Source organism: Burkholderia sp. YHN3-13 (assembly GCF_055810675.1).
Map to the genome: position 1 here is coordinate 157,685 of NZ_JBVVNQ010000014.1, position 25,651 is coordinate 183,335.

Genomic DNA, 25,651 nt, shown 5'->3' on the forward strand with positions numbered 1-25,651 from the left:
CGTGGGGGGGCGTCGAAGGGTCAGCCGCGGGCGGGCGCCGGAGCAGGCGTTGACGTAGCCGGTGCAACGCCGGCCTCGCGCGACGCCACGTCGCGCGCCCCGGACGCGGACGCCGGTTGATTGGCCTGTGCGGCCCGAGCGGCCTGCGCGGACGAAGCGGACGAAGCGGACGAAGCGGACGAAGCGGACGAAGCGGACGAAGCGGACGAAGCAGCCACTGGCGCCGCATCGCGCGCGGTCGACACGATCTTCACGGCCTCGCCGGCCGTGATCGCATCGCCCGGGTTGTCGATCACGCGATCGGTCGCCGCGAGTCCCGCGACGATTTCCACGCGCGTGCCGAAATCGCGCCCGATCTGCACGGTCTTCAGCGCGGTGCGCCCGTTCGCGCCGACGGTGGCGACCGTCACGCCGTTCGCGCGGAACAGCAGCGCGCTGACCGGCAGGTCGAGCGCCGGCGCCGCGCTCGGCACGACGAGATGCGCCTGCGCATACGCACCGGGCATCAGCGTGCCGTCGCGATTGTCGACGTCGATCTCGACACGCAGCGTGCGCGTGACGGGGTCGATCGCGCCCGCGCTGCGCGCGACCTGCGCGGCGATGCGCCGCCCCGGAAACTGCGGCGTCGTCAGGTAGACCGCCGTGCCGGTCGACACGCCGGCCGCGCTGTCCTGCGGCACGTCGACGAACACGCGCAGCGTGTCCGTCTGTTCGAGGTGGAACAGTTCGCCGGACAGGCCCGGGCTGCCCGGCGTGCCGCCCGCGGTCACCAGCGTGCCGACGTCGACGTTGCGTGCGGTGATCACGCCGTCGAACGGCGCGGCGACGGACTCGTACGACACGAGTTCGGCAAGATGCGCGACGTTCGCCTGCGCGGACGCGAGCATCGCGCGCTTCGCGTTCATGTCCGCGACCTTCGTGTCGGTGTCCTGCTGCGAGACCGACTGCGTTTTCAGCATGTCCTGCCAGCGCTGCGCGGTCGATTTCGCATAATCGTAGTTCGCCTGCGCGCTCGCTTCGTCGGCGCGAGCCTGGCGCAACTGCGCGTCGAGATCCGGCGCCGAGATCCGCGCGAGCGTCTGGCCGGCCTTCACGTGCGTGCCGAGATCGGCGCTCCAGTGCGCGATATAGCCGCTCGTGCGCGCATAGATCGATGCGTCCGCATACGGCATCACCGAGCCGGGCAACGTCAGCGTCTGATCGGCCGGCGCCGTGCCGGGCATGATGACCGCCACCGGCAGCGCCTGCTGCGCGGCCACCTGCATGCGCTGCGCGGCGCGTGCATCGATACGCGGCACGATGCCGAGCGCGAGCAGCCCGGCGGCGAGCGCCACGGCCGCGAGCGGCACGGCCCGCTTGCGGCCGTGGCGGGCCGGTGCGGTGTCGGGGGCGGCGCCCCGCGCGGCGGGCGGCACGGCTGCTGCCGCGGCTGCCGCGTCGGCGGCGGGCGGCGGGGCGACGGGTTCGATCGAGTCGTTCATGATGGGTCCGGGTCGGGCGAATCGAAGGATGAGAAGAAGGAGGCCATCCGCGCGTCAGCGCAGCGCCGGCGTATCGGGCGCGGACTGCACGCGCCGGGCGGCCGCGGCGTCGCGGCGCCGGGCGAGCCACGCGTGGACGAAGCCGAACAGCACCGGGACGAACAGCAGCGTCGAGAGCGTGCCGAACGCGAGGCCGCCGATCACCGCGCGGCCGAGCGGCGCATTCTGCTCGCCGCCGTCGCCGAGGCCGAGCGCCATCGGCAACATGCCGATCAGCATCGCGAGCGCGGTCATCACGACGGGCCGGAAGCGGTTGAAGCCGGCGTCGAGCGCCGCCTGCCACGGCGATGCGCCGGCCGCGAGCAGCTCGCGCGCCGCGTTCACGACGAGGATGCTGTTCGCGGTCGCGATGCCGATGCACAGGATCGTGCCGGTCAGCGCGGGCACCGACAGCGTGGTGCGCGTGACGAACAGCATCCACGCGATGCCGGCGAGCGACGCCGGCAGCCCGCCGACGATCACGAGCGGATCGAGCCACGACTGGAAGTTCACGACCATCAGCAGGTAGACCAGCGAGATCGCGAGCGCAAGGCCGCCGAGGAGGCCCGCGAACGATTCGTGCATCGCCTGCACCTGGCCGCGCAGCACGATCGACGAGCCGGGCGGCAGTTGCGCGCGCGCGGCGTCGACGAGCTTCGTCACGTCGGCCGTGACGCCGCCGAGGTCGCGCCCCTGCACCGACGCGAAGAGGTCGAGCACCGGCTGCACGTTGTAGTGCGACACCACGGCCTGCTGCGTCGTGCGCGAGAACGAGCCCAACGAGCCGAGCAGGTTCTGCGCGGGCGCGCCCGCGGCCGGGCCGCCGGCCGGCGTCTGCGGCGCGCGCGCGGTGCCGGCGGGCAGCGGGACGTTCGCGAGCGACTGCAGCGAATTCACCGTGTATTGCGGCGTCTGCACGAGCACCGGGTAGCTGACGCCGTTGCGCGGATCGAGCCAGAAGTTCGGCGTCGTCTGCGAACTGCCGGACAGCGCGATCAGCAGGTTCTGCGCGACGTCGCGCTGTTCGAGGCCGGCCTGGATCGCCTTCGTGCGGTCCACGTTCACGTTGATCGCGGGTTCGTCGCCGGGCTGCTGGATGCGCGCGTCGACGAGCCCGCGCACGCCGCGCAGCTTCGCGAGCAGCGCATTCGCGACCGCGCGGTTCTGGTCGAGCTTGTTGCCGACGATCTGGATGTCGATCGGCGCGGGCAGCCCGAAGTTGAGGATCTGGCTGACGATGTCGGCCGGCAGGAACGCGAACGTCACGCCGGGGAACGACTGCGCGAGCACGTTGCGCAGCGTCGCGACGGTCGCGGCGGTCGACGCGTGATTCGGCTTCAGCGTGACCAGCACGTCGGCGTCCTCGGTACCGATCGGGTCCGACGAGTCGTACGTGAGGTTGATCCCGCTTACCGGCACGCCGATGTTGTCGAGCACGCTCGCGAGCTGGTTGGCCGGAATCACGTCGCGGATCTTCGCTTCGACCTCGTCGGTCAGTCGCGCGGTTTCCTCGATCCGCGTGCCGGTCGGCGCGCGCAGATGCAGGCGGATCTCGCCGGTGTCGACCGACGGGAAGAAGTCCTGCCCGGCGAACGCGTAGAGGCCCGTCGACGCGACGCACGCGAGCAGGAACGCGGCCGCGAAGCGGCGGCGCCGCGCGATCGCCGCCGAGAGCAGCGCGCGATAGCGCAGCCGGACGGCTTCGAAGCGATGCTCGAACGCGGCCTGGAAACGTGCGACGCGCGCGAATACGCCGCGCGGCGGCCGGCCGTTGCCTTTCGCGCGCATCAGCACCATCGCGAGCGTCGGCACCAGCGTGCGCGAGAAGAAGTACGACGCGATCATCGCGAAGATCACGGCCTCGGCCAGCGGCACGAACAGATAGCGCGCAACACCCGTGAGCAGGAACATCGGCACGAACACGATGCAGATCGACAGCGTCGACACGAAGGTCGGCACCGCGATTTCTCCCGAGCCGGTCAGGATCGCGTCCTCGAGCGGCGCGCCGCGCTCGAGATGATGCGTGATGTTCTCGATCGCGACGGTCGCGTCGTCGACCAGGATCCCGACCGCGAGCGCGAGGCCGCCGAGCGTCATGATGTTGATGGTCTGGCCGAGCACGGACAGCGCGAGCAGCGACGTGAGCACCGCGAGCGGGATCGTGATCGCGATGATCAGCGTCGCGCGCCAGCTGCCGAGAAACAGCAGGATCATCAGCGCGGTCAGGCACGCGGCGATCAGCGCTTCGCGCACGACGCCCTGGACGGCCGCCTTCACGAACACGGACTGATCGTCGAGCGGCGCGATGTGCAGCGCCTTCGGCAGCCCGGCCGCGATCTTCGGCAGCATCGCCTTCACCTGGTCGATGATCGTCAGCGTCGAGGTGCTGCCGGTCTTCTCGACCGTCAGCAGCGCCGCGCGCTTGCCGTCCGCCCGCACGATGTTGGTCTGCGGCGCGTAGCCGTCGCGAACGTGCGCGACGTCGCGCACGTACACGACGTTGCCGCCGATCGTCTTCACCGGCAGGTCGTTCAGCGCCGCGACCGTCTGCGTGCTGCCGTTCATCTGCACGTTGTATTCGTGCGTGCCGATCTTCGCGGTGCCGCCCGGCAGGATCAGGTTCTGTGCGTTGATCGCGTTCACGACGTCGATCGGCGCGAGCCCCTTCGCCTGCAGCGCGCGCGTGTCGAGGTCGACGACGATCTGGCGGATCTTGCCGCCGAACGGCAGCGGCACCGCCGCGCCCTGGACGGTCGCGAGCTGCGTGCGGATGAAGCTGTTGCCGAGGTCGTACAGCTGCTGCTCGGCGAGCGTGTCGCTCGACAGCCCGAGCTGCAGGATCGGCACGGTCGACGCGTTGTACGTGATGATGTTCGGCGGCAGCGTGCCGGGCGGCAGGATGCGCAGGATCGATGCGGCGTTGCTCGCGGCTTCCGCGATCGCGCGATTGATGTCGGCGCCCGGGTGGAAGAAGATCTTCACGACCGACACGCCGTTCAGCGACTGCGACTCGATGTGCTCGATGTCGTCGACGTCGGACGTGAGCGCGCGCTCGTAGTTCGACGTGATGCGCTTGGCCATGTCTTCCGCGGAGAAGCCGTTGTACGACCAGACGATGCTGACGACCGGGATGTCGATGTTCGGGAAGATGTCGGTCGGGGTGCGCAGCAGCGCAAGCGGTCCCGCGATGAAGATCAGCAGCGCGAGTACGACGAACGTGTAGGGCCTGCGTAACGCCAGCCGGACGATCCACATGATGGTGCTCCTCGAAGCAGGGCTCGGATGCGCATTCGATGCGACGAGCGTGCAGTCTGCCGGCGCGGCGTTGACCCGACCCTGACCCGAAGATTACGAAACCGTTATCTGTGCCGGCGCGCGGGTGCGCAGCGTCCGACCGGACCGGTCGGCTCGCGGCCGACAGGCGGCAGCCATCAGATGACAAGACCGTAATCGAAGCCTCACCTTCCGGAAAGCGCGCGAATCGCAGAATGGATTCCACTCTTCATCGCGTCGATGCGGAGCGACGGTCCGGCCTGGTGTGCGGACGCCAATACGCCATCTTGAGAGGTGAACATCATGAACAACCTGATTCGTGCAGTCCTGCTTTCCTGCGCATTGAGCGCGCCGATCGTCGCCTTCGCGCAAACCGCCGACGGTACGGTCACGCGCGCCGACGTGCGCGCCGATCTCGTTCGGGTCGAAAAGGCCGGTTATCGGCCGGTCGGCAGCGATCCGTACTATCCCGACGACATTCAGGCAGCGGAGGCGAAGATCGCCGCGCAGTCGTCGCAATCGGTTGCCGCTCGGCCATCCGTCGTCGCCGGTGCGGCCGTGTCATCGCTCGCGTCGCTTGACGCGCAGCCGTTGTACGAGCATCACTGAGCGCGATGTTCGACCCCCTTCGCGGCCGCGACGGAAGCGGCTGCGGATTCCAGGTGTGTCACCCGCCGGTCGCTGTTTCAACGCGGCGCCCCCGAACCGTGGCGGCTCATCGAAGCGGATCCGGCGGTCCAATCGCTTCGAGAGCGGCCTTGTCGCGACGCTACCGCATACCTTGCGCGAGAACGCGCACGAGTTCTCGATCGGCGATCCGGCGCGGGTGCCTGGCACCGCCGCACGTGACCGGCGCCGCTGCCGACAGGGCGGGCCCCGAGCGCCTTGCAGCGGATCGGTTACCGACGCTTGCCAGTATTGCTCACGACATGGGGCGACTTGGCGAGCGGTTGTCGGCGCAACTAAAGGAAGCGACCGGCCGGAATGTCATGTCGGTCCGGAACGCGTCCGGGAGAACGGGGAAGGCCCGTGTCTTGAAGAGCGAGAACGGTTGACAGGCAAGCGGTAATGCCCACGGAACCGTGTCAATGATCGTCGCGTGTTCCGTCCAGGCGCTGGCCTAACCAGACGGCCGCAGGCAGCACGACCGCCCAGCCGCATGCGAGCAGCATCCACGCGGTCGGGCTCACGAAGCGCACCGCGCCGAGCGCTGCGCCCGCCCGGAACGAGAGCGGGCCGGCGACGGCGCCCAGCAGCGCGGCGGCCAGCCAGCGCCCGCGCAGCCAGCGCAGCAGGACGTTCAGCTGGGCGGCGAACAGCACCCACAAACCCGCGATCCAGTAAGGCGCCGTTCCGTCCAGCAAGACGCCGTTCGGGTAGTGCAGCGCGCCCGTCGCAACGGGTACGGCATCCCAGCTCCAGCCGATCGCAGCGACGATCGCGATCAACGATGCTTCGCGGGCGGGGAAACGGGTGCGCAGCAGGTGGCCGCCCGCCAGCAGTACCGCACACAGCGTCCCGATCCAGCCGCGCCCATGTGCGGCGCTCGACACGCAGACGAGCCAGCCGGCTTGCGACAGCACGAGATACGCGGCGGTTTCGACGGCGGCGGAATGAAGCATGAGTCGCTGCGCGTTCGGCCGGCCGGCGGCCGTCGTCGCTCGCTCACATGTTCGGCCCTTGGCGGACCGGGTCGCCAAGCAACTCGCGGCGCAGCGATGCTGCCCGGGTGCGCGGATCGAACCAGATGGCGAAGAACGCGCGCGCGAAGTCCGGATCGGCGACGTCGGACATCAAGCGGTCGTTCTTGTAGAAACGCGCGCCGCGGCCCGGCAGGTAGACGCCGCAGAGCACGTCGCCGCGCAGCACGTCGGTAAAGGCGCCGGCGATGTCGGCGCGCCAGGCGTCGCGGGTCGCCGCCGGCAACGGCGTCGCGGCCAGGCGCTCGATTTCGGCGATGCCGGTGGCGACGAGCCGCTCGCCCTTCACGTCGTGGCGGTACGCGAGCGAAAGGGCGAACGGCGTATCGAATGCCGCGGGCGAACGGGACGCCCAAAGCTGCGCGTCATAAAGGCAAAGCCCGAATACGCAGAATCGGCCGGATCCGATCATCCGCGCCGACGCCACGTCGTCGACGCATCCCGCGTTCGCCACCTGCATGGCGGCATACGCGGCCACGGCCACGAGGATCGCGAGCCTACGCGTCATGGCGGTCCCCGCTCGAGACGACGAAGTGCATCACGTCGGTGCGCCGCTCGGCAAATCCCGCTTCGCAATAGGCCAGGTACAGGCGCCAGGTGCGGATGAAGGTCTCGTCGAATCCTTGCGCGCGGACCGCGTCGAGGCTGGCCTCGAACGCCGCGCGCCATGTGCCCAGCGTGCGCGCATAGTCGAGACCGAACGCATGCACCGGTTCGGCGACGAGGCCCGCGTGCCGGGCCGCGCCGACGAAGCGCTCGGCGCTTGGCAGCATGCCGCCCGGAAAGATGAACTCGCGGATGAAGTCGCTCGATGCGCGGTACGCATCGAACTGCGATTCGGCGATTGTGATCGACTGGATCAACGCCCGCGCGCCTGCTTTCAAGCGCTGCCTGAGCGTGTCGAAATACACCGGCCAGAACGCTTCACCCACCGCCTCGAACATTTCGATCGACACGATCGCGTCGTAGCGCCCGTCGATGTCACGGTAGTCGCGCAACTCGAGTGTCGCGAGACCGGACAGCCCCGCCCGCGCGATGCGTTCCGCCGCCAGCGCGTATTGCGACGGCGAGATCGTCAGCGCGTGCACGCGGATCCCCTGGCGGGCCGCATGCATCGCGAAGCCGCCCCAGCCGCACCCGATCTCGAGCACGCGCATGCCGGCGCGCAGGCCGAGCGAATCGACGATGCGCCGATATTTCGCCGTCTGCGCGTCGGCGAGCGAGCGCCGCGCGTCGCCGTCGAAGCACGCGCTCGAATACGTCCACGTTTCGTCGAGCCAAAGCGCGTAGAAGGGGTTGCCGAGATCGTAATGCGCGTGGATGTTGCGGCGGCTGCCGGCGCGCGTATTCGCCCGCAGCCGGTGGCGCAGCGCATACCAGAGGCGGGCGAAGCGGCCGCCCGTCACCGTGCGCGCGATCGCCGGCTCGTTGCGGATCGCCAGACGCAGCAGCGCGACGAGGTCGGGCGTGTCGATGCGGCCCGCGCGATACGCGTCGGCAAAGCCGATGTCGCCGGCGCGCAGGATCGCGCGGCACGCCCGCCAGTCGCGGATTTGCAGCGTCGCGGCCGGCTGGCGGTGCGGATCGCCGAACACGTATTGCGCGCCTTCGGGCGTCACGAGTATCAGGTGGCCGTGCCGCAGCCGCCGCAGCAGCGCGACAAACAACCGCGCGGAAAGCGGCAGCGCGGGTTGCGAGGCATTCGATAACAGGCGCAGCAGGGTCATGGGCGGACCTCGTGGTCGGATACCGCAGGGCGGCATGGCGGCGACACCGGTGCCGACGGGGGCGGCAGCGCACCGGCGCGGGGCGGCCGGGCAGGGGGCGTCCTGCCGTGGAACGGCACGCGCTTGAGCCAGAGCCGCAGCGCTTGCCAATGGATGCGGACGAGCACGCCGATCGCATTGAACGGCTGCCGCGCGAGCGCGCGCCACGCCCGCGCGGCGCTCAGCGGGCCGGCCTGCATGACGAGCGCCGTCCGCAGCAGCGGACCGTCGTCGTCGCGGTAGTCGATGGCGACCAGCAGGTGGTCGCCGCGCTGACGCACGCGAAACGCGTACGTCCCGGCGACGTCGCAAAACGGCGATACATGAAACGTCTTGCGGCAGACGAGGACGGTGTCGTCCCCGATCGGCGCGTGCCGCGTCGCGCTCAGCAGGTAGCCGTGGTACGCGCCGAACGTGTTGCGCACATCCGCGTACAACGCGCGGAGGCGGCCCGCGCGGTCGTAGCAGTACCAGAAGCTCACGGGGTTGAACGCATGGCCGAAGAGGCGCGGGATCGTCTGCAGCCAGATCGGGCCGTCGGCCGGAATGCCGGCTTCGGCGAGGCGGGCCCGCAGCCAGGGCGCAAGCGGCTGGCCGTCACGCGGACCGTAGTCGCGCGACGCGAGTCCGAACGGCCGCCATCGATCGACGCCGAACCAGTGGCCGCCGATTTCGTGAAGCCGCTCGATGTCGCAGCAAACCTGGAACAGCGGATACGTGAACGCATGGTGCACGGGCCGCAGCCGCTCGTGCATCACGTGCCCGACCAGAAGCCGCGCGCCGCTGCCGTCGCTCGCGAACGGCACGTTCATGGCTTGGCCCAGGCCGGCTTCACGCCGAAATCGTCGGCCACGCGCAACGCGGATTTCAGGCCGTCCTCGTGAAAACCGTAGCCCGTCCACGCGCCCGCGAACCACGTGCGGTGCCGCCCCTGCAGCGCAGGCAGGCGATCCTGCGCGTCGACGGCGGCGAGATCGAGCAACGGATGCTCGTAGTCGTAGCGACCGAGCTGCGTGTCGGGCGCGGGCGCGTCGATCGGGTTCAGCGTGACGACGACCGGCGTGCGGAACGGCAGCGGCTGCAACTGGTTGATCAGGTAGCTCACACACACGGGCGCTGCGCCGTCGGCAGCGGGCGCCGCACGACCGCTCAGGTAGTTCCACGCCGACCACACGCGCCGGCGGCGCGGCAGCAAGGCCGTGTCGGTGTGCAGCACCGCGACGTTGCGTTGGTAGCGCACGGCGCCCAGCACGCCGCGTTCGGCTTCGCTGGCGTCCGCGAGCAGCCGCAGGCTCGTCGGCGCGTGGCACGCGAGCACGATGGCGTCGAACCGCTCGCCGCCGGCCGCGTCGGTCGCCACCGTGACGCCCTGTTCGTCGCGCCGAACGGTACGGACCGGCGCGTTCAGGCGGGCGTCGTCGAGCGTCGCGGCGATGCGCTCGACATACTGCCGTGCACCGCCCGCGATCGTGCGCCAGGGCGGGCGGTTGTTGACCTGCAACAGCGCGTGGTTCAGGCAGAAGCGCAGGAACGTGGCGGCCGGAAACCGCAGGATGTCGCCGGCCGCGCTCGACCAGATCGCGGCCGCCATCGGCAGCAGGTAATGATGCTGGAACGGTGCGCCGTACCCGCCCGCGGCGAGCAGTTCGCCGACCGACAGCCGCTGGCGGCTCGCCGCATCGAGGTGGTCGTGCGCGGATGCATTGAAGCGCAGGATATCGCGCAGCATGCCGAGAAACGTCGGCGAAAACAGGTTGCGGCGTTGCGCGAACACGGTGTTGAGGTTGCTGCCGGCCCATTCGAGCCGGCCGCCGTCGACCGACACCGAGAACGACATGTCGCTCGGATGCGCGGCCACGCCGAGTTCGGCGAGCAGCGCGATCAGGTTCGGATAGGTCCGGTCGTTGAAGACGAGGAACCCGGTATCGACCGGGTGGCGCGCGCCGTCGAGTTCGACATCGACGGTGTGCGTGTGGCCGCCGAGGTAGCCGGCCGCCTCGAACAGCGTCACGCGGTGACGACGGGCCAGCAGGTAGGCGCTCGCCAGGCCGGCGATGCCGGCGCCGACGACGGCGATCCGCCGCCCGGGCGGCAAGGCAGTGAGGGGCTGGTGCATCGCGAAGGGTCTCCGTCAGGCGGGTCGGCGGTCTCGGGAAGGGTTGTTCGGAGATACGGAGCAAAGCGGGCGGCGGATGCGCGTGGCCCGTTTCAGTCGCGCTCGCCCGGCGAGGCGAAGCCCGGTTGACCGATCTGCCCCGGTGTTTGCGGCACGCGCCTGAAGCGCGACGTGTCGTAGCCCATCGCATCGAGCCGCGCGAGCAGCGAGCGATACGTCGCGTCGTCCATCGTCGGCTCGCGCGAGAAGATCCATCCGAGCGTCTTGCCCGGGTAGCCGAGGATCGTATGGCGGTAGTCGGGATCGACATAGAGCGTCAACTGCGTGACGTACACCGGCCAGAACAGCCGCACGCGCCATTCGCCGCCCCCGCTGCCGGGCTTTGCCGTATCGACGAAGCGATAGCGTTGCTCGGGCCGGTCGAAGCCGCCCTTGCGGCCGACGAACACGTCGTCGATCCGGCCGTCCTCGTGCAGCGTCCACTCGGCACGGCTGCCCACGTAATCGCGTTCCGCGAAGTACGGGATGTTGGCGATCACGTACCAGCGGCCCATGTAGCGCGGCAGGTCGACGGGCACGCTCGACAGGGGCACGGCCGCACGCGGATTCGTGTTCGGCGCATTGCCCGAGCAGCCCGCGGCGATGGCGAGTGCAAGACCTGCCGCGAGCGCGGCGGCGAAGCGGCGGACGATCGGGGACGGCATCACACGTCTCACGCGCGTACCGGCCGCTTGTCGAACAGGTAGTGGGCGACGCCCCATTCCTGGCCGCCGGCATAGCCGAACAGCTCGGCGACCGCCATGTAGAACATGCGCCAGCGCTGGAACCAGATCCGCGCGTCGGCGCCGTAGACCGTTTCGAAAATCGGCATGATCCGGCCGCGCGCGGCGTCGAGCGACGCGAGCCAGTCGTTGGCCGTGCGAGCATAGGCGGTGCCGTCGATCCACCATTGGCGGTCGAGACGGACGTCGTCCTGGAACCGCGGCAGCAGATGGGCCGACGGCATCGTGCCGCCGGTGAAGAAATGGCGCGACATCCAGTCGGTGTCGTCGCGCACCGCGAAGTGATAGGCGAGCAGCTTGTGCGCGAAGACGTGCACGAACAGCTTGCCGTCGTCGTGCATCCAGCGCGCGATTTTCGCCAGCAATTGCCGGTAGTTCTTCATGTGCTCGAACATCTCGATCGACAGCACGCGGTCGAAACCCGCTTCGCCGGGCGCGAAATCGAAGTCGACCACGTTGCCCGTGACGATCCGCAGATTGGTCAGCCCGCGCCGGGCCGCGCATTGCTCGATGAAGTTTCGCTGACCGTGAGCATTCGACAGGCCGACGATCCGCGCGTGCGGATAGCGCTCGGCGAGCCACAGCGACAGCGACCCCCAGCCGCAGCCGAGATCCAGGATGCGCTGGCCGTCCGCGAGACCGGCCCGCTCCGCGTAAAGCGACAGCATCGCGTCCTCGGCTTGCGCGATCGTTTCGTTGCCGAGCGGGTAATAGCCGCACGAGTATTTCAGCCGGGGGCCGAGATGGGCTTCGAAGAACGCGCCGGGCACTTCGTAATGCTGCGTGTTGGCCGCTTGCGTATCGATCGCGATGGGGCTCGCGTTCAGTTCGTGCACCAGCCGCTCGAAGGCGGCCGCGCGCCGCTCGCCGTCGAGCAGATGTTCGTCGCGCAGGCGCTGCCGCAGCAGGGCGCGCATCCCGGCGCGGATCAGCGGATCCGGCAGCCAGCCGCGTTCGCAGCAGCGGATCAGCCACGTGTCGCCGGGGGCGGGCATCCGGGCGGGCGACGGTTGCGAGGCGGTGGCGGTCATGAGCGCGTACTCCTGTCTTCGGGATGGTCGGGGCGGGCAAGGGGCGGGCACGCGGCCGGCCTGGGCGGCCACGGAACGAGGGCGCTGGTCGTGCGCATGTATTCCCGGTAGCCCGGCCGCGTTCGCACGAGATGCGCCTCGAGCAGCGGCAGGCCGGAGACCCTGAGCAGCAGCCACGCCATCAGGAACGGCGGCATCAGCGTGAGCCAGCCCCACGGCATGCCGATCGCCAGCGCCGCGTAAGCGCACCAGTGCAGGCATTCGAAGAAGTAGTTGGGGTGACGCGAATAGCGCCACCAGCCCACCCGACAGACGCCGTCGCGGCGCCCGGGGGCGGCCAGGAAGCGCTTGAGCTGCCGGTCGGCGGCGGCCTCTCCGGCCACGGCGACGAGCCAGATCGACACGGCGGCGATGGCGGCCGGCCGGGACGGCGCGTCCGGACTGTATGCCGGGACGAAGAACGCGACCGACAGCACCATCGAGATCAGCGCCTGCAACTGGAACAGCCAGAACATGTTGCGCGGCGCGGCGTCGCCCCATTGCAGGCGGAATTGCCGATAGCGCCGGTCCTCGGGCTGCCGGTGGTTGCGACGCCACAAGTGCCGCGCGAGCCGCAGCCCCCAGATGCCGCCGCCTGTCGCGACGAGTGTGCGGTTCAATACCGGGCCGGTGCCGAGCCCCGCGACGAACATGGCCATGCCGCCGAGCGTCACCGCCCAGACCGGGTCGATCATCCCGGCATTCCGCGAGCGCAATTGGCTGATCCACACCGCCGTGAACGACAGGAACAGTCCGACGAAAGCGAGGAGGGCAACGGCGACGGCAGGCATGCGGGCGGCTCCGGGGACGCGATATCCGTCATATACGGAGCCGAAGGCCAAACGGATGCATCGGGATGCGCCGCGACTTGCGCGCGGACGACAGGGGCGCGCACCGCGCGCTCCCGCGAAGGGCGGTTGCCCGACGCGGGGTGGCGCGGCGCCCGTTATGCCGCGTGCATGGCCCCGGTGGCGAGCACCGGACCGGTGGGTTGACCGCTCGGCGAGCCGCCGCGCGGCTCGATCGACACGGCGAGCACCGCGCGCGCGCTGAGCTGCGCGACGATCGCGGGCGGCAGCGTCATCGACGCCGGCGCGTCCGGCGTGAATACGCCGAGCGAGATCGGCTTCGCATTCGGCGGAATCAGCCAGAGCTCGGTCGAGCGATTCGCGGCGATCGTCGGCTTGTCCGCCGGCACCACGACCATCCGGGCGCGACGCAGGTCGACCGTGGCGGTCCAGTGTGCGACGCCGTCCGACCGTGCAATCGTGGCCACCATGTAGCTGCCCGCGACGGCGGCCGCGCGCGGCGGCGCCTCGCTCACCCGGAGCAGGTTGACCGCGAGCAGTCCCAGCGCGGCCGCGCTCGCGCCGAGGCCGACCCAGCGCCACAGTTGCAGGCTGTTCCACCATCCGCCCGATGGCGCGGCGCCGCGTGCGGCCGGCGGAACGAAGAAGCCGAGGTCACGCTGGATTCGCGTCCAGACCCGGCCGGGCGGGGCGACGGGGGCGACGTCTTCCGCGAGCGGTGCGAAGCGGTGCTGCCAGCGCGCCAGCGTCGCCTGCAATAGCGGATCGCGTGCGGCGGATGCCTCGAGTGCGCGCCGCGCATCGGCGTCGAGCACGCCGAGCGCGTATTCCGCGCAGCGCAATTCGGGATCGTGATCGGCGGGCGTATTCATTGCTCGAGACATCCCTTCAGCTGCATCAGGCTGCGCCGGATCCAGCTTTTCATGGTTCCGAGCGGCACACGCAGGCGCGCGGCGAGTTCGCTGTAAGTCGCGCCGCTGAAAAAAGCCTCGCGTATTGCGCGGCCCTGAACCGGCTCGAGCCGCTCGAGGCAGCGTTCGAGGCGCTGGCGCTCCTGGCTTGCCTCCGCGAGCGCGGCGGGCGTCGGATCCTCGTCGGGGAGATCCAGCACCTGTTCGTCGTCGAGTGGCGCCTCGCGATGCTGCCGTAACCGGTCGATCGTCCTGTTGCGCGCCAGCGTGGTCAGCCACGTCATCGCACCGCCGCGTGCCGGATCGAATGCGTCGGCCCGTCGCCACACGGCCGTGTAGACCTCCTGGAGCAGATCCTCGGCTTCCCCGCGATCGTGAACCATGCGCACGATGATGCCGAACACCCGCGACGAGCTCAGCCGGTACAGCTCGGCGAAAGCCGCCTGGTCGCCGCTCGCGACCCGCGACATGACCTGGTTCAGGTGTTCGCGACGCACGGCATCGGCGTCGGTTGACGGGGCGAAGCGCTCGGCACCATCCGGCGTGTCGTTCATGCTGAAGAAATGGCGAGAATCGCCATGGCGTGAATGTCGAGCGAAATATAGCACTGCCGGATGCACTTGATCGAGCGATCGACGGCGGACCCGCTGAATGTCGCGCATGGTGGCGAACCGTATGAAGACGTTGCAACGAGATACGAACGAATCGCCCGCCGGGATGCAGACGACCGCTGCACCCGCCGCTGCTGACGCGGCAGGGTGGTTGCATGCACAATGATGCGATTTCGTGGCCGGGAGGGCTTCAATGAAGCGATCTGTTTTTCGTGCATCCGTGCGGACGGCCGCCGTGGCCGCTGCCGGCGCGGCACTGTTGCTCGCGGGATGCGCGGGCCTCGCGGGCGGCAAGAGCGGCAACGCGCAGGTGCCGCAACCGGCCAAGGCGGTCGATCTCGATCGCTATGTGGGTAGATGGTATGAGTTCGCGCGCTATGAAAACCGTTTCGAGCGCGGTTGCGACGGCGTGACGGCCGACTATGCGAAACGCGACGACGGCCTCATCGGCGTGCGCAATACCTGTCGCGAAGGCGGGCCGGACGGCCCCGCGCGCAGTTCGGACGGAAGGGCAAGGATCGTGGCGAACAGCGGCGACGCGAAATTGAAAGTGTCGTTCTTCGGGCCGTTCTTTCTGGGCGACTACTGGATACTCGATCACGCCGACGATTATTCATGGTCGATCGTCGGCGAGCCGTCCGGGCGATTCCTGTGGATCCTGACGCGCGTCGCGAAGCCGTCGGCCGAGCAAGCCGCCGCGCTCGTCGAGCGCGTACGGACGCTCGGCTACGATACCGCGATGCTGCGCCGCACCGCGCATTGAACCGGCGGCGCCGGCCATCGGTTTGCGCGAGACGCGGCGCGCCTACGCACGGCCGAACTAGACCTGCCCGCGATTGCGTGCGTTCACGGCGACCACCGTGGGCGACTCGGCCAGCGGGACGAAGCGCCGGGTCGCGCCGTCCAGTGCGTCTATCCCGCCCGTCTCGATGTCGTACACCCACCCGTGCAGGTTCATGCGTCCTTGCTCGAGCGCGAGTGCGACGGAGGGATGGGTGCGGAGGTTGGCAAGCTGGGCGATCACGTTTTCACGCACGAGCCCGTCGAGCTTCGCGCCCGGCGTATCGTATTGATGCGCGGCGTTGATGACTTTCGCGGCGTCGGCGTGGCGCAGCCAGTTCGCGACAGCGGGCAAGTGATCGAGGCAGGTGCAACGGGAAATCGCGCCCATCGCGCCGCAATCCGAGTGGCCGCAGATCACGATGTCGCGAACACCGAGGACGGCAACCGCATATTCGACCGTGGCCGACACGCCGCCGGGTTCAGGCCCGTACGACGGCACGATATTGCCCGCGTTGCGGATCACGAAGAGTTCGCCCGGTTCGCGCTGCGTGAGCAGTTCCGGCACGACGCGGCTGTCGGAGCACGTGACGAACAGTGCTTTGGGGTTCTGCGACGTGGCGAGTTGCTTGAAGAGTTCGACGCGTTGCGGGTAGACGTCGCGCTGAAAACGTAGAAAACCGTCGATGATGTCACGCATGCTTGCTCCAGGGCTTCGGATTCGATTCACCGGCGCAGCGAAGGCGGGTCGCTCGCGCGGCGGGCAATATTATGCCGATATCGGGCTCGCGTGGGTATGGTGCCCCTCCGACAAATAGGGCTGGATTCGATGTCGCGTCGGCCGAGCCGGCCGGCTTCCGGGTTCCCCTGCCGCACGGCTTGCCGCGCATACCGGGCGCCAATCGCGTGTTCGGGCGGGACAACTCGTCTGTTGTTTTGAAGGACGGGGCGGAAAGCGTTGAGGGCACTGGCTCGCGGAACGAGGGTGATCAAGAGTTCAACGAAATGTGATCACTTCCCGCGGCAAAATTTTGCACAATGACGGCAGCGCGGCTTTTCCGCCGCGACTCGACCCGGGCCGCCGATCGCCCGCCGACCACCGTTATCGAACCGAGCTTCGACGTGCCGCCGCCCACCGCCATGGACCAACCGAAACGCATCCTGATCGTCGAGGACGACGCCGACATCGCCGACGTGCTGAGCCTGCACCTGCGCGACGAGCGCTATGAAGTCGTGCACAGCGCGGACGGTGCCGAAGGGTTGCGCCTGCTCGAACAGGGCGGTTGGGATGCGCTGATCCTCGACCTGATGTTGCCGGGCGTCGACGGCCTCGAGATCTGCCGGCGCGCCCGCGCGATGACGCGCTACACGCCGATCATCATCACGAGCGCGCGGTCGAGCGAGGTCCACCGGATCCTCGGTCTCGAGCTCGGCGCCGACGACTACCTGGCGAAACCGTTCTCGGTGCTCGAACTCGTCGCGCGCGTGAAGGCGCTGCTGCGGCGCGTCGATGCGCTCGCGCGCGATTCGCGCATCGACGCGGGCACGCTCGACGTCGGGGGGCTCGCGCTCGATCCGATCGCGCGCGAGGCGAGCGTCGACGGCGCGCGCATCGACCTCACGCCGCGCGAATTCGACCTGCTGTACTTCTTCGCGCGGCACCCCGGCAAGGTGTTTTCGCGGATGGACCTGCTCAACGCGGTGTGGGGCTATCAGCACGAAGGCTACGAACACACGGTCAACACCCACATCAACCGGCTGCGCGCGAAGATCGAGGTCGATCCGGCCGAACCCGTGCGGATCCTCACCGTGTGGGGACGGGGCTACAAGCTCGCCGCGCCGGGCCAGCGGGACGCATGATGAAGCTCACGCTCACCCAGCGGCTGTCGCTCGTGTTCTCGATCCTGCTGCTCGCGTGCTCCGGCGCGTCCGCGTGGCTGCAGATCCGCGCGAACGACATGCGTGAAAAGGAAGTCGTGCAGGCGCTGTCGCGCGACCTGGCCGCGAACATCGCCAACAGCGCGCCGCTGATGGACGCGAACGGGCTGCGCCCGGACGCCGTGCGCACGCTGTTCAGCCAGTTGATGGGCGTGAACCCGAGCGTCGAGGTGTACCTGCTCGACAACGCCGGGCGCATCAAGGGCGACGATGCGCCGCCCGGCCACGTGAAGCGCGACCGTATCGATCTCGCGCCCGTGCAGCAATTCATCGCGGGCCGGCCGCTGCCGATCCTCGGCGACGACCCGCGCAGCCCGGACGCGCGCAAGGTGTTCAGCGCCGCGCCGCTGCAGCGCGCGGGGCAGCCGCCGTTGGGCTACATCTACGTGGTGCTGCTCGGCGAGGCGCACGACCGGCTTGCCGCGCGCGTCGACGCCGGCAACGTGCTGCGCACGACGCTGTGGTCGATGGCGGTCGTCGCGCTGCTCGGCCTGATCGCGGGTCTCACCGCGTTCAGTTTCATCACGCGCCCGCTGCGCCGGCTGACGGATGCGATGCGCGGCTTCGACGCGAACGGCGTGCCCGACACGCAGCCGCCGGTGCCGCGCTCGCCGGGCCGGCGCGGCGACGACATCGTGGTGCTCGAATCCGCGTTCGCGCAGATGGCCGACCGGATCGGCGACCAGTGGCGCGCGCTGACGCGCCAGGACCAGCAGCGGCGCGAACTGATCACGAACATCTCGCACGACCTGCGTACGCCGCTGACCTCGCTGCACGGCTATCTGGAGACGCTGTCGCTGAAGGCCGACACGCTCGCCGAACCCGAGCGGCGGCGCTATTTGTCGATCGCGCTCGCGCAGAGCGCGAAGGTCGGCCGGCTCGCGCAGGCGCTGTTCGAGCTCGCGCGGCTCGAATCGGGCGGCGTGCAGGCCGAGCGCGAGCCGTTCTCGCTCGTCGATCTCGTGCAGGACGTGTTCCAGAAATTCGAGCTGACCGCGGCGTCGCGCGGCGTCGCGCTGCATGCGCGGATTCCGCCGCGCGTGCCGGTCGTGTCGGCCGATCTCGGGATGATCGAGCGCGTGCTGACCAACCTGCTCGACAACGCGCTGCGGCACACGCCGCCGCACGGCGAGGTCGAGGTCGCGCTGGAGCCGCGGGGCGACCGCGTGGTCGTGACCGTGGCGGATACCGGCGCGGGGATTCCGGCCGCGCGGCGCGAAGGGCTGTTCCAGCGGCCGCAGCGGCCGATGAGCGGCGGCACGGTGACGAGCGGCGGGCTCGGTCTGCTGATCGTGCACCGGATGCTCGCGCTCAACGGTAGCGGCATCCGGCTCGTCGACCGGGCCGGGCGCGGCGCGGTGTTCGAGTTCGAGCTGGCGGTCGCGCCGGCGGCGGCCGGCGACGCGCGCTGACCGCCGTCGGCGGCATCCGCCGTGCTTATCCGCCGCGCTTGCGCCGCACGTCGCTCGGCGTCGTGCCGGTCCAGCGCTTGAACGCGTGGCGGAACCCGACCGCATCGCTGAAGCCGAGGGTCAGCGCGATGTCCTCGGTGCTGAGCGTGGTCGTGCTGAGGTAGTCGATCGCGAGCGCCTTGCGCACGCTCGTCAGCAGCTCGCTGTACGACGTGCCTTCGGCTTCGAGCTTGCGGCGCAACGTGCGCGACGTGATGCACAAGGTGTCCGCGATCGCGTCGATGTCGGGAAACTGCCCGGGCGTGCGCGTGAGTTCCTGGTACACGCGCCGCGTGACGCCGGCCTGGCTGCGCAATGCCTCGAGCAGGCTCGCGCAGTGCGACGACACCTGCGCGGCGGTGATCGGATTCGCGAGCTGCGGCGCGCGCGCGAGCCAGGCGGCCGGATAGCTGAGCACGTGGTGCGGCTGGTCGAACGCGATCGGGCATTCGAGCGCGTCGGCCAGTGCTGCCGCGTGCGGCGGTTCCGGCTGCGCGAACTGCGCGCGCGCCGGCACGCACCACGCGCCCATCACGTCCTTGATGATCGTCACGTGCAGCGCGAACTGCATGTCGATCAGGAAACGGTACAGCGGCGCGTCGAGATCCGGCAGCGCGACTTCGTGCCGGTCCGGAAACAGCCACGACGCGGTGTCGCCCTGTTCGACCCAGCGGATCGCGAGCATGCCGTTCGCGAGGCGGTGATACTTGACCGCCGAATCGAACGCGTGCGCGAGCGATTCCGAGCACAGCATCGCGTAGCCGTACATCCCGTAGCTCGACGCGTGCAGCCGGCGGCCGACGCGCACGCCGAGATCGGTGCCGTCGTAGTGGCCGATCGCATGGCGCGCGGCTGTCAGGAACTGCAGCGGCGACGTGAGCGTGAACGGGTCCGCGACGTCGGTCGGCGTCAGGCCGGTGCCGTCGAGCACCGCGGCCGGGTCGAGGCCGGCCTGGACGGCCACGTCGAGCAGCACGGCCAGCTTGGCCGGCGTGAAGCGCTGCTCGCGCAGCGCGTGAGCGGGCGCGGCGTCCGGCAGGCGGGCTGCGCGGGCGGCCGTCGGGTTCAAGAGCGCACTGCGCGGCATGGCGGGATCCTGCGTCCGAATCGATATCGTTTACGGCACGCAATTCTGCGCGGGAACGGTCCCATGCGCTACAGGGTTCACCCTGATACGTGCGCCGGCATGACCCGGCGCACCCGACCTCGACCGGCGTCAGCCGGCCTGGAACACGCCGGCTTGCCATGCGAACGGCTTCGCGAGCCGGTTCCACGTGTTGATTTGCGCGACGATCAGCGTGAGTGTCGCCAGTTCGTCGCGATCGAAGTGCTCGCGTGTCGCGGCGACGAGCGTGTCGTCGATCGCGTGCTCGCTGAGCAACGTGAGCGCTTCGGCCCAGCGCAGCGCGGCCTGCTCTTTCGGGCTGTAGAGATCGGGCGTTTCGTGCCATACCGGCAGCAGGTTGTAGCGCAGCGGATCGTCGCCGGCATGGATGCCTTCCTTGATATGGCGGTCGAGACAATACGCGCAGCCGTTCAGCTGCGACACACGTGCGCGCACCAGTTCGACGAGCTTGAAGTCGTGACCGGTGTGGTTCGCGTATTCCTCGACGTTGAGCACGACGTCGAGTAGTCGGGCGGGAAGCTGTCCAAACGAGATGCGTTCAGGCATGGCGATTGACCTTTGATCGAGTGGTGGACCGAGGAGTCCGGTCTTGTTTCCGTGCACTGCCGGGATAGCTGGCAGTTACGAAGCAATCCTTATCATGAGGAGGATGGGGCGACCGGCGTGACCGGGCGACGAGACGGACGTGATCCGTCGTGCGGATGCGCCCGGCTTCATCGGCGGCGGTTGCGGAAGGGTGGACCGTCGCGAACCGGAAGCGAAGCGATCGTATCAGGCGCGGCCGGCGACCGGAATCGCCCGATCCCGTATGGTGTTCATGCCGGCAGGGCGATAGTCGGACCGCCGCACCGGGTCAGCCCTGAACGTCCGGGCGAGCACGCAGGATCGCGTCGGCGAACTCGACGAATCCGCTGCCACCGGGGCCTTGCGTGATCCATCGCGGCAGGACGGGCAAGTGCTGCAGATAGTCGACCACGGTGCTCATGCCGGCCGTGTGCGTGAAATAGCCGAACATCGGCGCGTCGTTCGTGGAATCGCCGGAATACGCGACGCACGCCGGCGCGGTGTCGGCGTCGACGCCGTACGTGCCCGACAGCACGCGCAGCGACATCGACAGCTTGTCGTATCCGCCGATCCAGCCGATGATCCACAGATTGTTGATGGTCGCGTCCGCACCGGCCGCGACCAGCGCGTCGAGTATCCGGTCGTCCTGGCCGGAGCCCGTGCGTGCGTACGCGAGCGACGTCAGCCTGAAGTCCTGGTCGTCCGCGAGGCGTGCGGCAGGTACGGCCTGCTCCACATGCCGCGCGATACGCCGGCGTGCGTCACGCGCGTCGGCGAGCGCGTCGTCCGCGTGCCAGTAGCGGCGTTCGACGCCGTGCCCGTCCGGGCCGCGCCGAATGAAGAGTCCGCCATTCTCCGCAATCACGCCGTCGACCGACCACATGCGCGCCATCTGGTCGCACCAGCCCGCCGGCGCGGCAGTCACGGGAATCACGCGGATGCCGTGCGCCTGCAGCCGCTCGAGGGCCGCATAGGTGTGCGCGGCCAGGCGGCCCCGATGGGTCAGGGTCTCGTCCATGTCGGTCAGCAAAAATCGAACGGACGAGAAGGTGTCGGCGGGAGCGAGGGAAAGCGGCTGCATCGTTTTGGCGAATGAAGGGCGATCGTCGATTATGAAGAAGGGCGGCGGGCGCTGCCATGCCGCTTGATGCTTTGCAATCCGCGTTGTGGAATAAACGGCTGCCCGCCGCGGCAAGCGAGGTTGCCTGGACAAGTGCGCCTGCCCGCATGTCCGTTTCGATCATCTTTTCGGCCGCCCGGATCATTTGCAAAGCGCGTCGCGCGAGCGATAGTCGCCGGTCAGGCGACGGCCCGCGTCCTTTCGGCGTGCAGGCCGCCGTGCGAACGGTGCGCCGGGTGCGCACCGTCCCCCGAGCCGAGGAGTGAGACATGACGAAGAGACACTGGACCGGGTCGTATGGCTCGATCCCCGCCGAGATCGACGCCGATCGCCACGCTTCCGTCAGCGCGCTGCTGGACGACGCGATGCGCCGCTTTGCCGATCGCCCGGCGTTCCATGCGTACGGCCGCACGCTCACCTATGCCGACGTCGACCGCCTGTCGACCGCGCTGGCCGCCTATCTGCAACAGGTCGTCGGCGTGCGCAAGGGCGATCGCGTGGCCGTGATGCTGCCGAACGTGCTCGCGTTTCCGGTCGTGTTCGTCGCCGTCGCGAAGATCGGCGCGGTCCAGGTCAACGTGAACCCGCACTACACCGCGCGCGAGCTCGAGCATCAGCTCGACGACGCGGGCGTCGAGGTGGCCGTCGTCTGCGGCGGCTCGATGGGCACGTTCGCCGACGTGGTCGGCGCCACGCGCGTGCGCACCGTGCTGAGCGTGGGGCGCGGCGATCTCGGCGTCGTCGATGCGCCGGCCGGCACGTGCGACGCGCTGCCGCCCGGCTCGATCGCGCTCGCGGACGCGATTGCCGCGGGTGAAGCGCTCGCGTACGCGCCGGTCGCGCTCGGCGGCGCGGACCTGCTGCTGCTGCAATACACCGGCGGCACGACCGGCCTGTCGAAGGGCGCGGCGCTGTCGCACCGCAACCTCGTCGCGAACATCGAACAGTTCGCGGCGATCGTGCCGGCCGCGCGGGCGCCGGGCGAAGAGGTCGTCGTCACGGCGATCCCGCTGTATCACATCTTCGCGCTGACGGTGAACTTCCTGTCCTACTTCGCGATCGGCGCACAGAACTGGCTCGTCGCGAATCCGCGCGACATGGACGGGTTCATCGACGTGCTGAAGGCCGCGCGGCCGACGGTGTTCGTCGGCGTGAACACGCTGTACGCGGGGCTCGCCGGCCATCCGCGGCTGAAGGAAGTCGACTGGTCGCGGCTGAAGCTGTCGGCCGGCGGCGGCGCGGCGGTGATCGACGTGATCTCGTCGCGCTGGAAGGCCGTGACGGGTAATTTCATCCGCGAGGGTTACGGGCTGTCGGAAACGTCGCCGGTCGTGTCGTTCAACCCGCAGTCGATCGACGTCTTCACGGGCACCACGGGCCTGCCGCTGCCGTCGACCGACGTGAAGCTCCTCGACGACCAGGACCGCGAGGTGGCGATCGGCGAAGCGGGCGAGATCTGCGTGAAGGGGCCGCAGGTGATGAGCGGCTACTGGCAGAAGCCGGACGCGAACGCGGCCGCGTTCACCGCGGACGGTTATTTCCGTACCGGCGACGTCGGCGTGTTCGACGAGGCCGGCTTCCTGCGGATCGTCGACCGCAAGAAGGACATGATCATCGTGTCGGGTTTCAACGTGTACCCGAACGAAGTGGAAGCGGTCGCGACCGCGCTGCCGGGCGTCGCCGAATGCGCATGCATCGGCGTGCCGGATCCGCGCACGGGCGAGGCCGTCAAGCTGTTCGTGGTGCGCTTGCCGGATACCGACGTGAGCGAGGCACAACTCGTCGCGCATTGCCGCGCGAGCCTGGCGGCGTACAAGGTGCCGAAGATCGTCCGCTTCGTCGACCGGCTGCCGAAGTCGACGGTCGGCAAGATCCTGCGGCGGGAACTGAGCCGTATCGACTGACGGCGACGATGCGCCGCGCTGCCGCCGCGGCGCGGCCCCGCGCGCCGAAGACCGCGAGGGCCCCGAAGGCCCGGCGCGGGCCGCTCAAGTACAATGCGAGCGGTTCGACCGACGGGGACGCGATGACCGGTTCTGACTCACTTTCCGCCCGGCCCGGGCATGCGCTGCCGTCGCCGAGCGCGACGGTGCCGATCTCGCTCGTCAACGGCTTCCTGGCAAGTGCGGGCGCGCAGCGCGACGTGGTCGAGCGCTACCTGCGCGGCGCCGGCATCCCGCTCGAGCTGCTTGGCGAGCCGCATGCGCGCGTGACGGAGGAGCAGTTCTCGACGCTGTACCGCACGCTCGCGATCGACCTCGACGACGAGATGCCCGGCATCTTCTCGCGCCCGCTGCGCGGCGGCACGCTGAAGTACCTGTGCCTGAGCCTGCTCGATGCGCGCAACCTCGAAACGGCGCTGCATCGTTTCGGGCAATTCTTCCATATCCTGCTCGACGACTTCTTCGTCGAATCGAAGCGCGACGGCCTCGTCGCGCAGGTGCTGCTGCGCCCGAACGACGCGATCGGCCCGATCGGCGCGCTCGGCCAGGAGCTGATGCTCAAGCTCGTGCACGGCGTGTGTTCCTGGCTGATCGGGCAGAAGATCCCGCTGTTGCAGATCGAGTTCGCGTGCCCGCGGCCGCGCCACGCGGTCGAGCACCTGTATTTCTTCACCGGCTCCGTGAAGTTCGACCGCGAGCGCACGCTGATGCGCTTCAGTGCCGACTACCTCGACGCACCGATCCGGCAGAGCAAGCGCAACCTGCGCAAGTTTCTCGCGCGTGCGCCCGGAGACTGGATCTTCGAAACGTTCAGCGAACAGCTCGTGTGCCATCGCGTGCGGCAGTACCTGTCGGCGGCGCTGCCCGACCTGCCCGTGATCGAGCAGGCGGCCGAGCACCTGCATTGTTCGGTGCGCACGCTGAGCCGTCACCTTGCTGCCGAAGGGACGACGTTCCAGGTGCTGAAGGACGAGTTGCGGCGCGACATCGCGATCCAGCGGCTGACGGACACGCCGGACACGATCGCGGCGATCGGCGCCGATATCGGTTTCGACGATCCGAGCGCGTTCCATCGCGCGTTCCGGCACTGGACGGGGAGCACGCCGGGGACTTACCGGCGCCAGGCCTGATACGTGCGGGGGCAGCCGGATTTCGCGGACGGCTCCCATAACCGGCTGCCATCGGTCGGTCCCATAGCCGGCTCCCTTTTGATGTGTGCATTTGCGAAAGCGAAACGCGATTTCACCGACTGCAGCGCACCACCACGCGCCCCGAGGGTGTCCATGCGCCGGACGCGGTCGAATCGAATATCGAACCGGCGCGGCCTTGTTTTCGTCAAGCCAAACGTGCGTTTGCGAGAATGGATGTCGAAGAAGCGTGGTGCGGACTGACCGACGGCGTCATCACCTCGTATTCGCTTTTCTATGGGGACTTAACGGCGAAAGAGTGCCGCCAGATAGTGGCGCATGCCGTAGAGGTAAATGAGCAAGATGACTGCCGACACTGCGGTGGCTGCCACGCGCTGCGCCGCGGCCGATTTTGACTTGACAGGCGGTCGGGAGGCTGTCCCTTTTTGCCTGATTCGATTTGCCGCAAGCAATACTGCAGCCAATGCCCCGGCTCGAATCACTGCATCGGTCATGGTCATTTTCTATTTGCGTGATGTTTGATCCGTCGAGATGTGCGATTTGAGAGGTATGGTACACGTAGCAGCCGATTTCTCAGGTCGGGTGTACTGTCGAACGCAGGCCGAATCCCTGAAACGCCTTCCCGCCAAACCCGTGTCCAGCCGACCGTTCCCGGCCACACCTCCCCATCCCGTGGCCGGTTTTGTCACTATGTGGGCCGGATATGACAATGAGAATCGGCGACGGCGGCATTACGATGGGTCATCACGTCGCCCGGGTCTGGCCGGTTCTGCCGTATCCGCCCGCCCGATCGCGCCTCATTCACCGCCTGATTGGAACATCGACCATGAGCTATAACGCCCCCGTCAAGGACATGCTGTTCGTGCTGAAGGAACTCGCGGGCATCGACGCCGTCGCGCAGTTGCCGGGTTTCGAGGATGCCGGTTACGACACGGCGCAGGCCGTGCTCGAGGAGTCCGCGAAGTTCTGCGGCGAGGTGCTGGCGCCGCTGAACGTCGAGGGCGACCGCCACCCGAGCAGCTG

The 25,651-nt window shown here is 69.0% G+C and carries 24 protein-coding genes; 8 read left to right on the forward strand and 16 right to left on the reverse strand.

The annotated features are described in order from the left end of the window. Window positions 1-20: 20 nt before the first annotated feature. On the reverse strand, window positions 21-1,481 hold the full coding sequence (locus AC0KUR_RS27170) for an efflux RND transporter periplasmic adaptor subunit (RefSeq protein ID WP_473376635.1): 1,461 nt from the start codon (window positions 1,479-1,481) through the stop codon (window positions 21-23). A 54-nt stretch (window positions 1,482-1,535) separates the two neighbouring features. Next, window positions 1,536-4,775 carry an efflux RND transporter permease subunit gene (locus tag AC0KUR_RS27175; protein WP_473376636.1) on the reverse strand — a complete coding sequence of 1,080 codons (3,240 nt, stop codon included), beginning with the start codon at window positions 4,773-4,775 and terminating at the stop codon, window positions 1,536-1,538. 321 nt (window positions 4,776-5,096) lie between these two features. On the opposite strand from AC0KUR_RS27175, the gene AC0KUR_RS27180 reads away from it, so the two are divergent. Then, window positions 5,097-5,402, forward strand: coding sequence for a DUF4148 domain-containing protein (locus AC0KUR_RS27180; RefSeq protein WP_059558003.1), 306 nt, complete (start codon window positions 5,097-5,099; stop codon window positions 5,400-5,402). Between the two features lie 476 nt (window positions 5,403-5,878). Here the strand turns inward: AC0KUR_RS27180 and AC0KUR_RS27185 are convergent, their stop codons facing one another. From AC0KUR_RS27185 to AC0KUR_RS27230, 10 genes are all read right to left on the reverse strand, one after another. Then, window positions 5,879-6,415, reverse strand: coding sequence for a DUF2878 domain-containing protein (locus tag AC0KUR_RS27185; protein ID WP_069707158.1), 537 nt, complete (start codon window positions 6,413-6,415; stop codon window positions 5,879-5,881). Window positions 6,416-6,458: 43 nt separating this feature from the next. Continuing rightward, on the reverse strand, window positions 6,459-7,001 hold the full coding sequence (locus AC0KUR_RS27190) for a chalcone isomerase family protein (protein WP_069707157.1): 543 nt from the start codon (window positions 6,999-7,001) through the stop codon (window positions 6,459-6,461). Beyond that, window positions 6,991-8,220: an SAM-dependent methyltransferase gene (locus AC0KUR_RS27195; protein ID WP_069707156.1), complete on the reverse strand. Its 1,230-nt coding sequence runs from the start codon at window positions 8,218-8,220 to the stop codon at window positions 6,991-6,993. The genes AC0KUR_RS27190 and AC0KUR_RS27195 overlap by 11 nt, the downstream gene beginning before the upstream one ends. Beyond that, on the reverse strand, window positions 8,217-9,071 hold the full coding sequence (locus AC0KUR_RS27200; RefSeq protein ID WP_069707155.1) for a DUF1365 domain-containing protein: 855 nt from the start codon (window positions 9,069-9,071) through the stop codon (window positions 8,217-8,219). The genes AC0KUR_RS27195 and AC0KUR_RS27200 overlap by 4 nt, the downstream gene beginning before the upstream one ends. After that, complete coding sequence (locus tag AC0KUR_RS27205) at window positions 9,068-10,375, reverse strand: NAD(P)/FAD-dependent oxidoreductase (protein WP_473376637.1); 1,308 nt, start codon at window positions 10,373-10,375, stop codon at window positions 9,068-9,070. The genes AC0KUR_RS27200 and AC0KUR_RS27205 overlap by 4 nt, the downstream gene beginning before the upstream one ends. 92 nt (window positions 10,376-10,467) lie before the next feature. Beyond that, entirely contained in the window at window positions 10,468-11,079 is a 612-nt protein-coding gene (locus AC0KUR_RS27210) for a lipocalin family protein (protein ID WP_473376638.1), read from the reverse strand. 8 nt (window positions 11,080-11,087) lie between these two features. Next, window positions 11,088-12,188, reverse strand: coding sequence for an SAM-dependent methyltransferase (locus AC0KUR_RS27215; protein WP_473376639.1), 1,101 nt, complete (start codon window positions 12,186-12,188; stop codon window positions 11,088-11,090). After that, entirely contained in the window at window positions 12,185-13,018 is an 834-nt protein-coding gene (locus tag AC0KUR_RS27220; RefSeq protein WP_473376640.1) for a DUF1295 domain-containing protein, read from the reverse strand. Before AC0KUR_RS27220 ends, AC0KUR_RS27215 begins: the two co-directional genes overlap by 4 nt. A 155-nt stretch (window positions 13,019-13,173) precedes the next feature. Then, window positions 13,174-13,908: an anti-sigma factor gene (locus AC0KUR_RS27225; protein ID WP_200099036.1), complete on the reverse strand. Its 735-nt coding sequence runs from the start codon at window positions 13,906-13,908 to the stop codon at window positions 13,174-13,176. Continuing rightward, the gene (locus tag AC0KUR_RS27230; protein ID WP_473376649.1) at window positions 13,905-14,501 is read right to left on the reverse strand and encodes a sigma-70 family RNA polymerase sigma factor; all 597 of its coding nucleotides are present in this window, start codon (window positions 14,499-14,501) and stop codon (window positions 13,905-13,907) included. The genes AC0KUR_RS27225 and AC0KUR_RS27230 overlap by 4 nt, the downstream gene beginning before the upstream one ends. A gap of 250 nt (window positions 14,502-14,751) precedes the next feature. On the opposite strand from AC0KUR_RS27230, the gene AC0KUR_RS27235 reads away from it, so the two are divergent. Next, entirely contained in the window at window positions 14,752-15,321 is a 570-nt protein-coding gene (locus AC0KUR_RS27235; protein ID WP_049030862.1) for a lipocalin family protein, read from the forward strand. A 57-nt stretch (window positions 15,322-15,378) separates the two neighbouring features. Here AC0KUR_RS27235 and AC0KUR_RS27240 read toward each other — a convergent pair whose 3' ends face one another. Next, entirely contained in the window at window positions 15,379-16,038 is a 660-nt protein-coding gene (locus tag AC0KUR_RS27240; RefSeq protein ID WP_049030863.1) for a carbonic anhydrase, read from the reverse strand. A gap of 440 nt (window positions 16,039-16,478) precedes the next feature. On the opposite strand from AC0KUR_RS27240, the gene AC0KUR_RS27245 reads away from it, so the two are divergent. After that, window positions 16,479-17,198 (forward strand): response regulator transcription factor, encoded by a 720-nt coding sequence (locus AC0KUR_RS27245; RefSeq protein WP_049030868.1) that lies wholly within the window; start codon window positions 16,479-16,481, stop codon window positions 17,196-17,198. Next, complete coding sequence (locus tag AC0KUR_RS27250; protein ID WP_473376650.1) at window positions 17,198-18,688, forward strand: sensor histidine kinase; 1,491 nt, start codon at window positions 17,198-17,200, stop codon at window positions 18,686-18,688. The genes AC0KUR_RS27245 and AC0KUR_RS27250 overlap by 1 nt, the downstream gene beginning before the upstream one ends. 25 nt (window positions 18,689-18,713) lie before the next feature. On the opposite strand, the gene AC0KUR_RS27255 is transcribed toward AC0KUR_RS27250, so the two are convergent. The 3 genes from AC0KUR_RS27255 to AC0KUR_RS27265 all read right to left on the reverse strand — a co-directional run bounded on the left by AC0KUR_RS27255 (window position 18,714) and on the right by AC0KUR_RS27265 (window position 21,498). Then, the gene (locus tag AC0KUR_RS27255) at window positions 18,714-19,814 is read right to left on the reverse strand and encodes an AraC family transcriptional regulator (RefSeq protein ID WP_473376641.1); all 1,101 of its coding nucleotides are present in this window, start codon (window positions 19,812-19,814) and stop codon (window positions 18,714-18,716) included. 129 nt (window positions 19,815-19,943) lie between these two features. Next, window positions 19,944-20,399, reverse strand: a complete 456-nt coding sequence (locus AC0KUR_RS27260) for a carboxymuconolactone decarboxylase family protein (RefSeq protein ID WP_473376642.1) — start codon at window positions 20,397-20,399, stop codon at window positions 19,944-19,946. Between the two features lie 307 nt (window positions 20,400-20,706). Beyond that, the gene (locus AC0KUR_RS27265; protein ID WP_473376643.1) at window positions 20,707-21,498 is read right to left on the reverse strand and encodes an HAD family hydrolase; all 792 of its coding nucleotides are present in this window, start codon (window positions 21,496-21,498) and stop codon (window positions 20,707-20,709) included. A gap of 308 nt (window positions 21,499-21,806) precedes the next feature. Here AC0KUR_RS27265 and AC0KUR_RS27270 point away from each other — a divergent pair, with 308 nt between their 5' ends. From AC0KUR_RS27270 to AC0KUR_RS27285, 4 genes are all read left to right on the forward strand, one after another. After that, window positions 21,807-23,441 carry an AMP-binding protein gene (locus AC0KUR_RS27270; protein WP_473376644.1) on the forward strand — a complete coding sequence of 545 codons (1,635 nt, stop codon included), beginning with the start codon at window positions 21,807-21,809 and terminating at the stop codon, window positions 23,439-23,441. Between the two features lie 8 nt (window positions 23,442-23,449). Then, the gene (locus tag AC0KUR_RS27275) at window positions 23,450-24,610 is read left to right on the forward strand and encodes an AraC family transcriptional regulator (protein ID WP_124670588.1); all 1,161 of its coding nucleotides are present in this window, start codon (window positions 23,450-23,452) and stop codon (window positions 24,608-24,610) included. 351 nt (window positions 24,611-24,961) lie between these two features. Further along, window positions 24,962-25,150: a hypothetical protein gene (locus AC0KUR_RS27280; RefSeq protein ID WP_124670589.1), complete on the forward strand. Its 189-nt coding sequence runs from the start codon at window positions 24,962-24,964 to the stop codon at window positions 25,148-25,150. A gap of 304 nt (window positions 25,151-25,454) precedes the next feature. Then, the coding region (locus tag AC0KUR_RS27285) for an acyl-CoA dehydrogenase N-terminal domain-containing protein (protein ID WP_473376645.1) at window positions 25,455-25,651 on the forward strand (197 nt) is incomplete at its 3' end.

Bases quoted from the DNA above. Each gene is read 5' to 3' on its own strand.
- AC0KUR_RS27190 (WP_069707157.1), bottom strand. From the start codon at position 7,001: ATGACGCGTAGGCTCGCGATCCTCGTGGCCGTGGCCGCGTATGCCGCC.
- AC0KUR_RS27210 (WP_473376638.1), bottom strand. From the start codon at position 11,079: ATGCCGTCCCCGATCGTCCGCCGCTTCGCCGCCGCGCTCGCGGCAGGT.
- AC0KUR_RS27170 (WP_473376635.1), bottom strand. From the start codon at position 1,481: ATGAACGACTCGATCGAACCCGTCGCCCCGCCGCCCGCCGCCGACGCG.
- AC0KUR_RS27215 (WP_473376639.1), bottom strand. From the start codon at position 12,188: ATGACCGCCACCGCCTCGCAACCGTCGCCCGCCCGGATGCCCGCCCCC.
- AC0KUR_RS27245 (WP_049030868.1), top strand. From the start codon at position 16,479: ATGGACCAACCGAAACGCATCCTGATCGTCGAGGACGACGCCGACATC.
- AC0KUR_RS27175 (WP_473376636.1), bottom strand. From the start codon at position 4,775: ATGTGGATCGTCCGGCTGGCGTTACGCAGGCCCTACACGTTCGTCGTA.
- AC0KUR_RS27180 (WP_059558003.1), top strand. From the start codon at position 5,097: ATGAACAACCTGATTCGTGCAGTCCTGCTTTCCTGCGCATTGAGCGCG.
- AC0KUR_RS27205 (WP_473376637.1), bottom strand. From the start codon at position 10,375: ATGCACCAGCCCCTCACTGCCTTGCCGCCCGGGCGGCGGATCGCCGTC.
- AC0KUR_RS27260 (WP_473376642.1), bottom strand. From the start codon at position 20,399: ATGCCTGAACGCATCTCGTTTGGACAGCTTCCCGCCCGACTACTCGAC.
- AC0KUR_RS27270 (WP_473376644.1), top strand. From the start codon at position 21,807: ATGACGAAGAGACACTGGACCGGGTCGTATGGCTCGATCCCCGCCGAG.
- AC0KUR_RS27200 (WP_069707155.1), bottom strand. From the start codon at position 9,071: ATGAACGTGCCGTTCGCGAGCGACGGCAGCGGCGCGCGGCTTCTGGTC.
- AC0KUR_RS27195 (WP_069707156.1), bottom strand. From the start codon at position 8,220: ATGACCCTGCTGCGCCTGTTATCGAATGCCTCGCAACCCGCGCTGCCG.
- AC0KUR_RS27240 (WP_049030863.1), bottom strand. From the start codon at position 16,038: ATGCGTGACATCATCGACGGTTTTCTACGTTTTCAGCGCGACGTCTAC.
- AC0KUR_RS27235 (WP_049030862.1), top strand. From the start codon at position 14,752: ATGAAGCGATCTGTTTTTCGTGCATCCGTGCGGACGGCCGCCGTGGCC.
- AC0KUR_RS27225 (WP_200099036.1), bottom strand. From the start codon at position 13,908: ATGAATACGCCCGCCGATCACGATCCCGAATTGCGCTGCGCGGAATAC.
- AC0KUR_RS27265 (WP_473376643.1), bottom strand. From the start codon at position 21,498: ATGCAGCCGCTTTCCCTCGCTCCCGCCGACACCTTCTCGTCCGTTCGA.
- AC0KUR_RS27275 (WP_124670588.1), top strand. From the start codon at position 23,450: ATGCGCCGCGCTGCCGCCGCGGCGCGGCCCCGCGCGCCGAAGACCGCG.
- AC0KUR_RS27255 (WP_473376641.1), bottom strand. From the start codon at position 19,814: ATGCCGCGCAGTGCGCTCTTGAACCCGACGGCCGCCCGCGCAGCCCGC.
- AC0KUR_RS27280 (WP_124670589.1), top strand. From the start codon at position 24,962: ATGAGCAAGATGACTGCCGACACTGCGGTGGCTGCCACGCGCTGCGCC.
- AC0KUR_RS27185 (WP_069707158.1), bottom strand. From the start codon at position 6,415: ATGCTTCATTCCGCCGCCGTCGAAACCGCCGCGTATCTCGTGCTGTCG.
- AC0KUR_RS27220 (WP_473376640.1), bottom strand. From the start codon at position 13,018: ATGCCTGCCGTCGCCGTTGCCCTCCTCGCTTTCGTCGGACTGTTCCTG.
- AC0KUR_RS27230 (WP_473376649.1), bottom strand. From the start codon at position 14,501: ATGAACGACACGCCGGATGGTGCCGAGCGCTTCGCCCCGTCAACCGAC.
- AC0KUR_RS27250 (WP_473376650.1), top strand. From the start codon at position 17,198: ATGAAGCTCACGCTCACCCAGCGGCTGTCGCTCGTGTTCTCGATCCTG.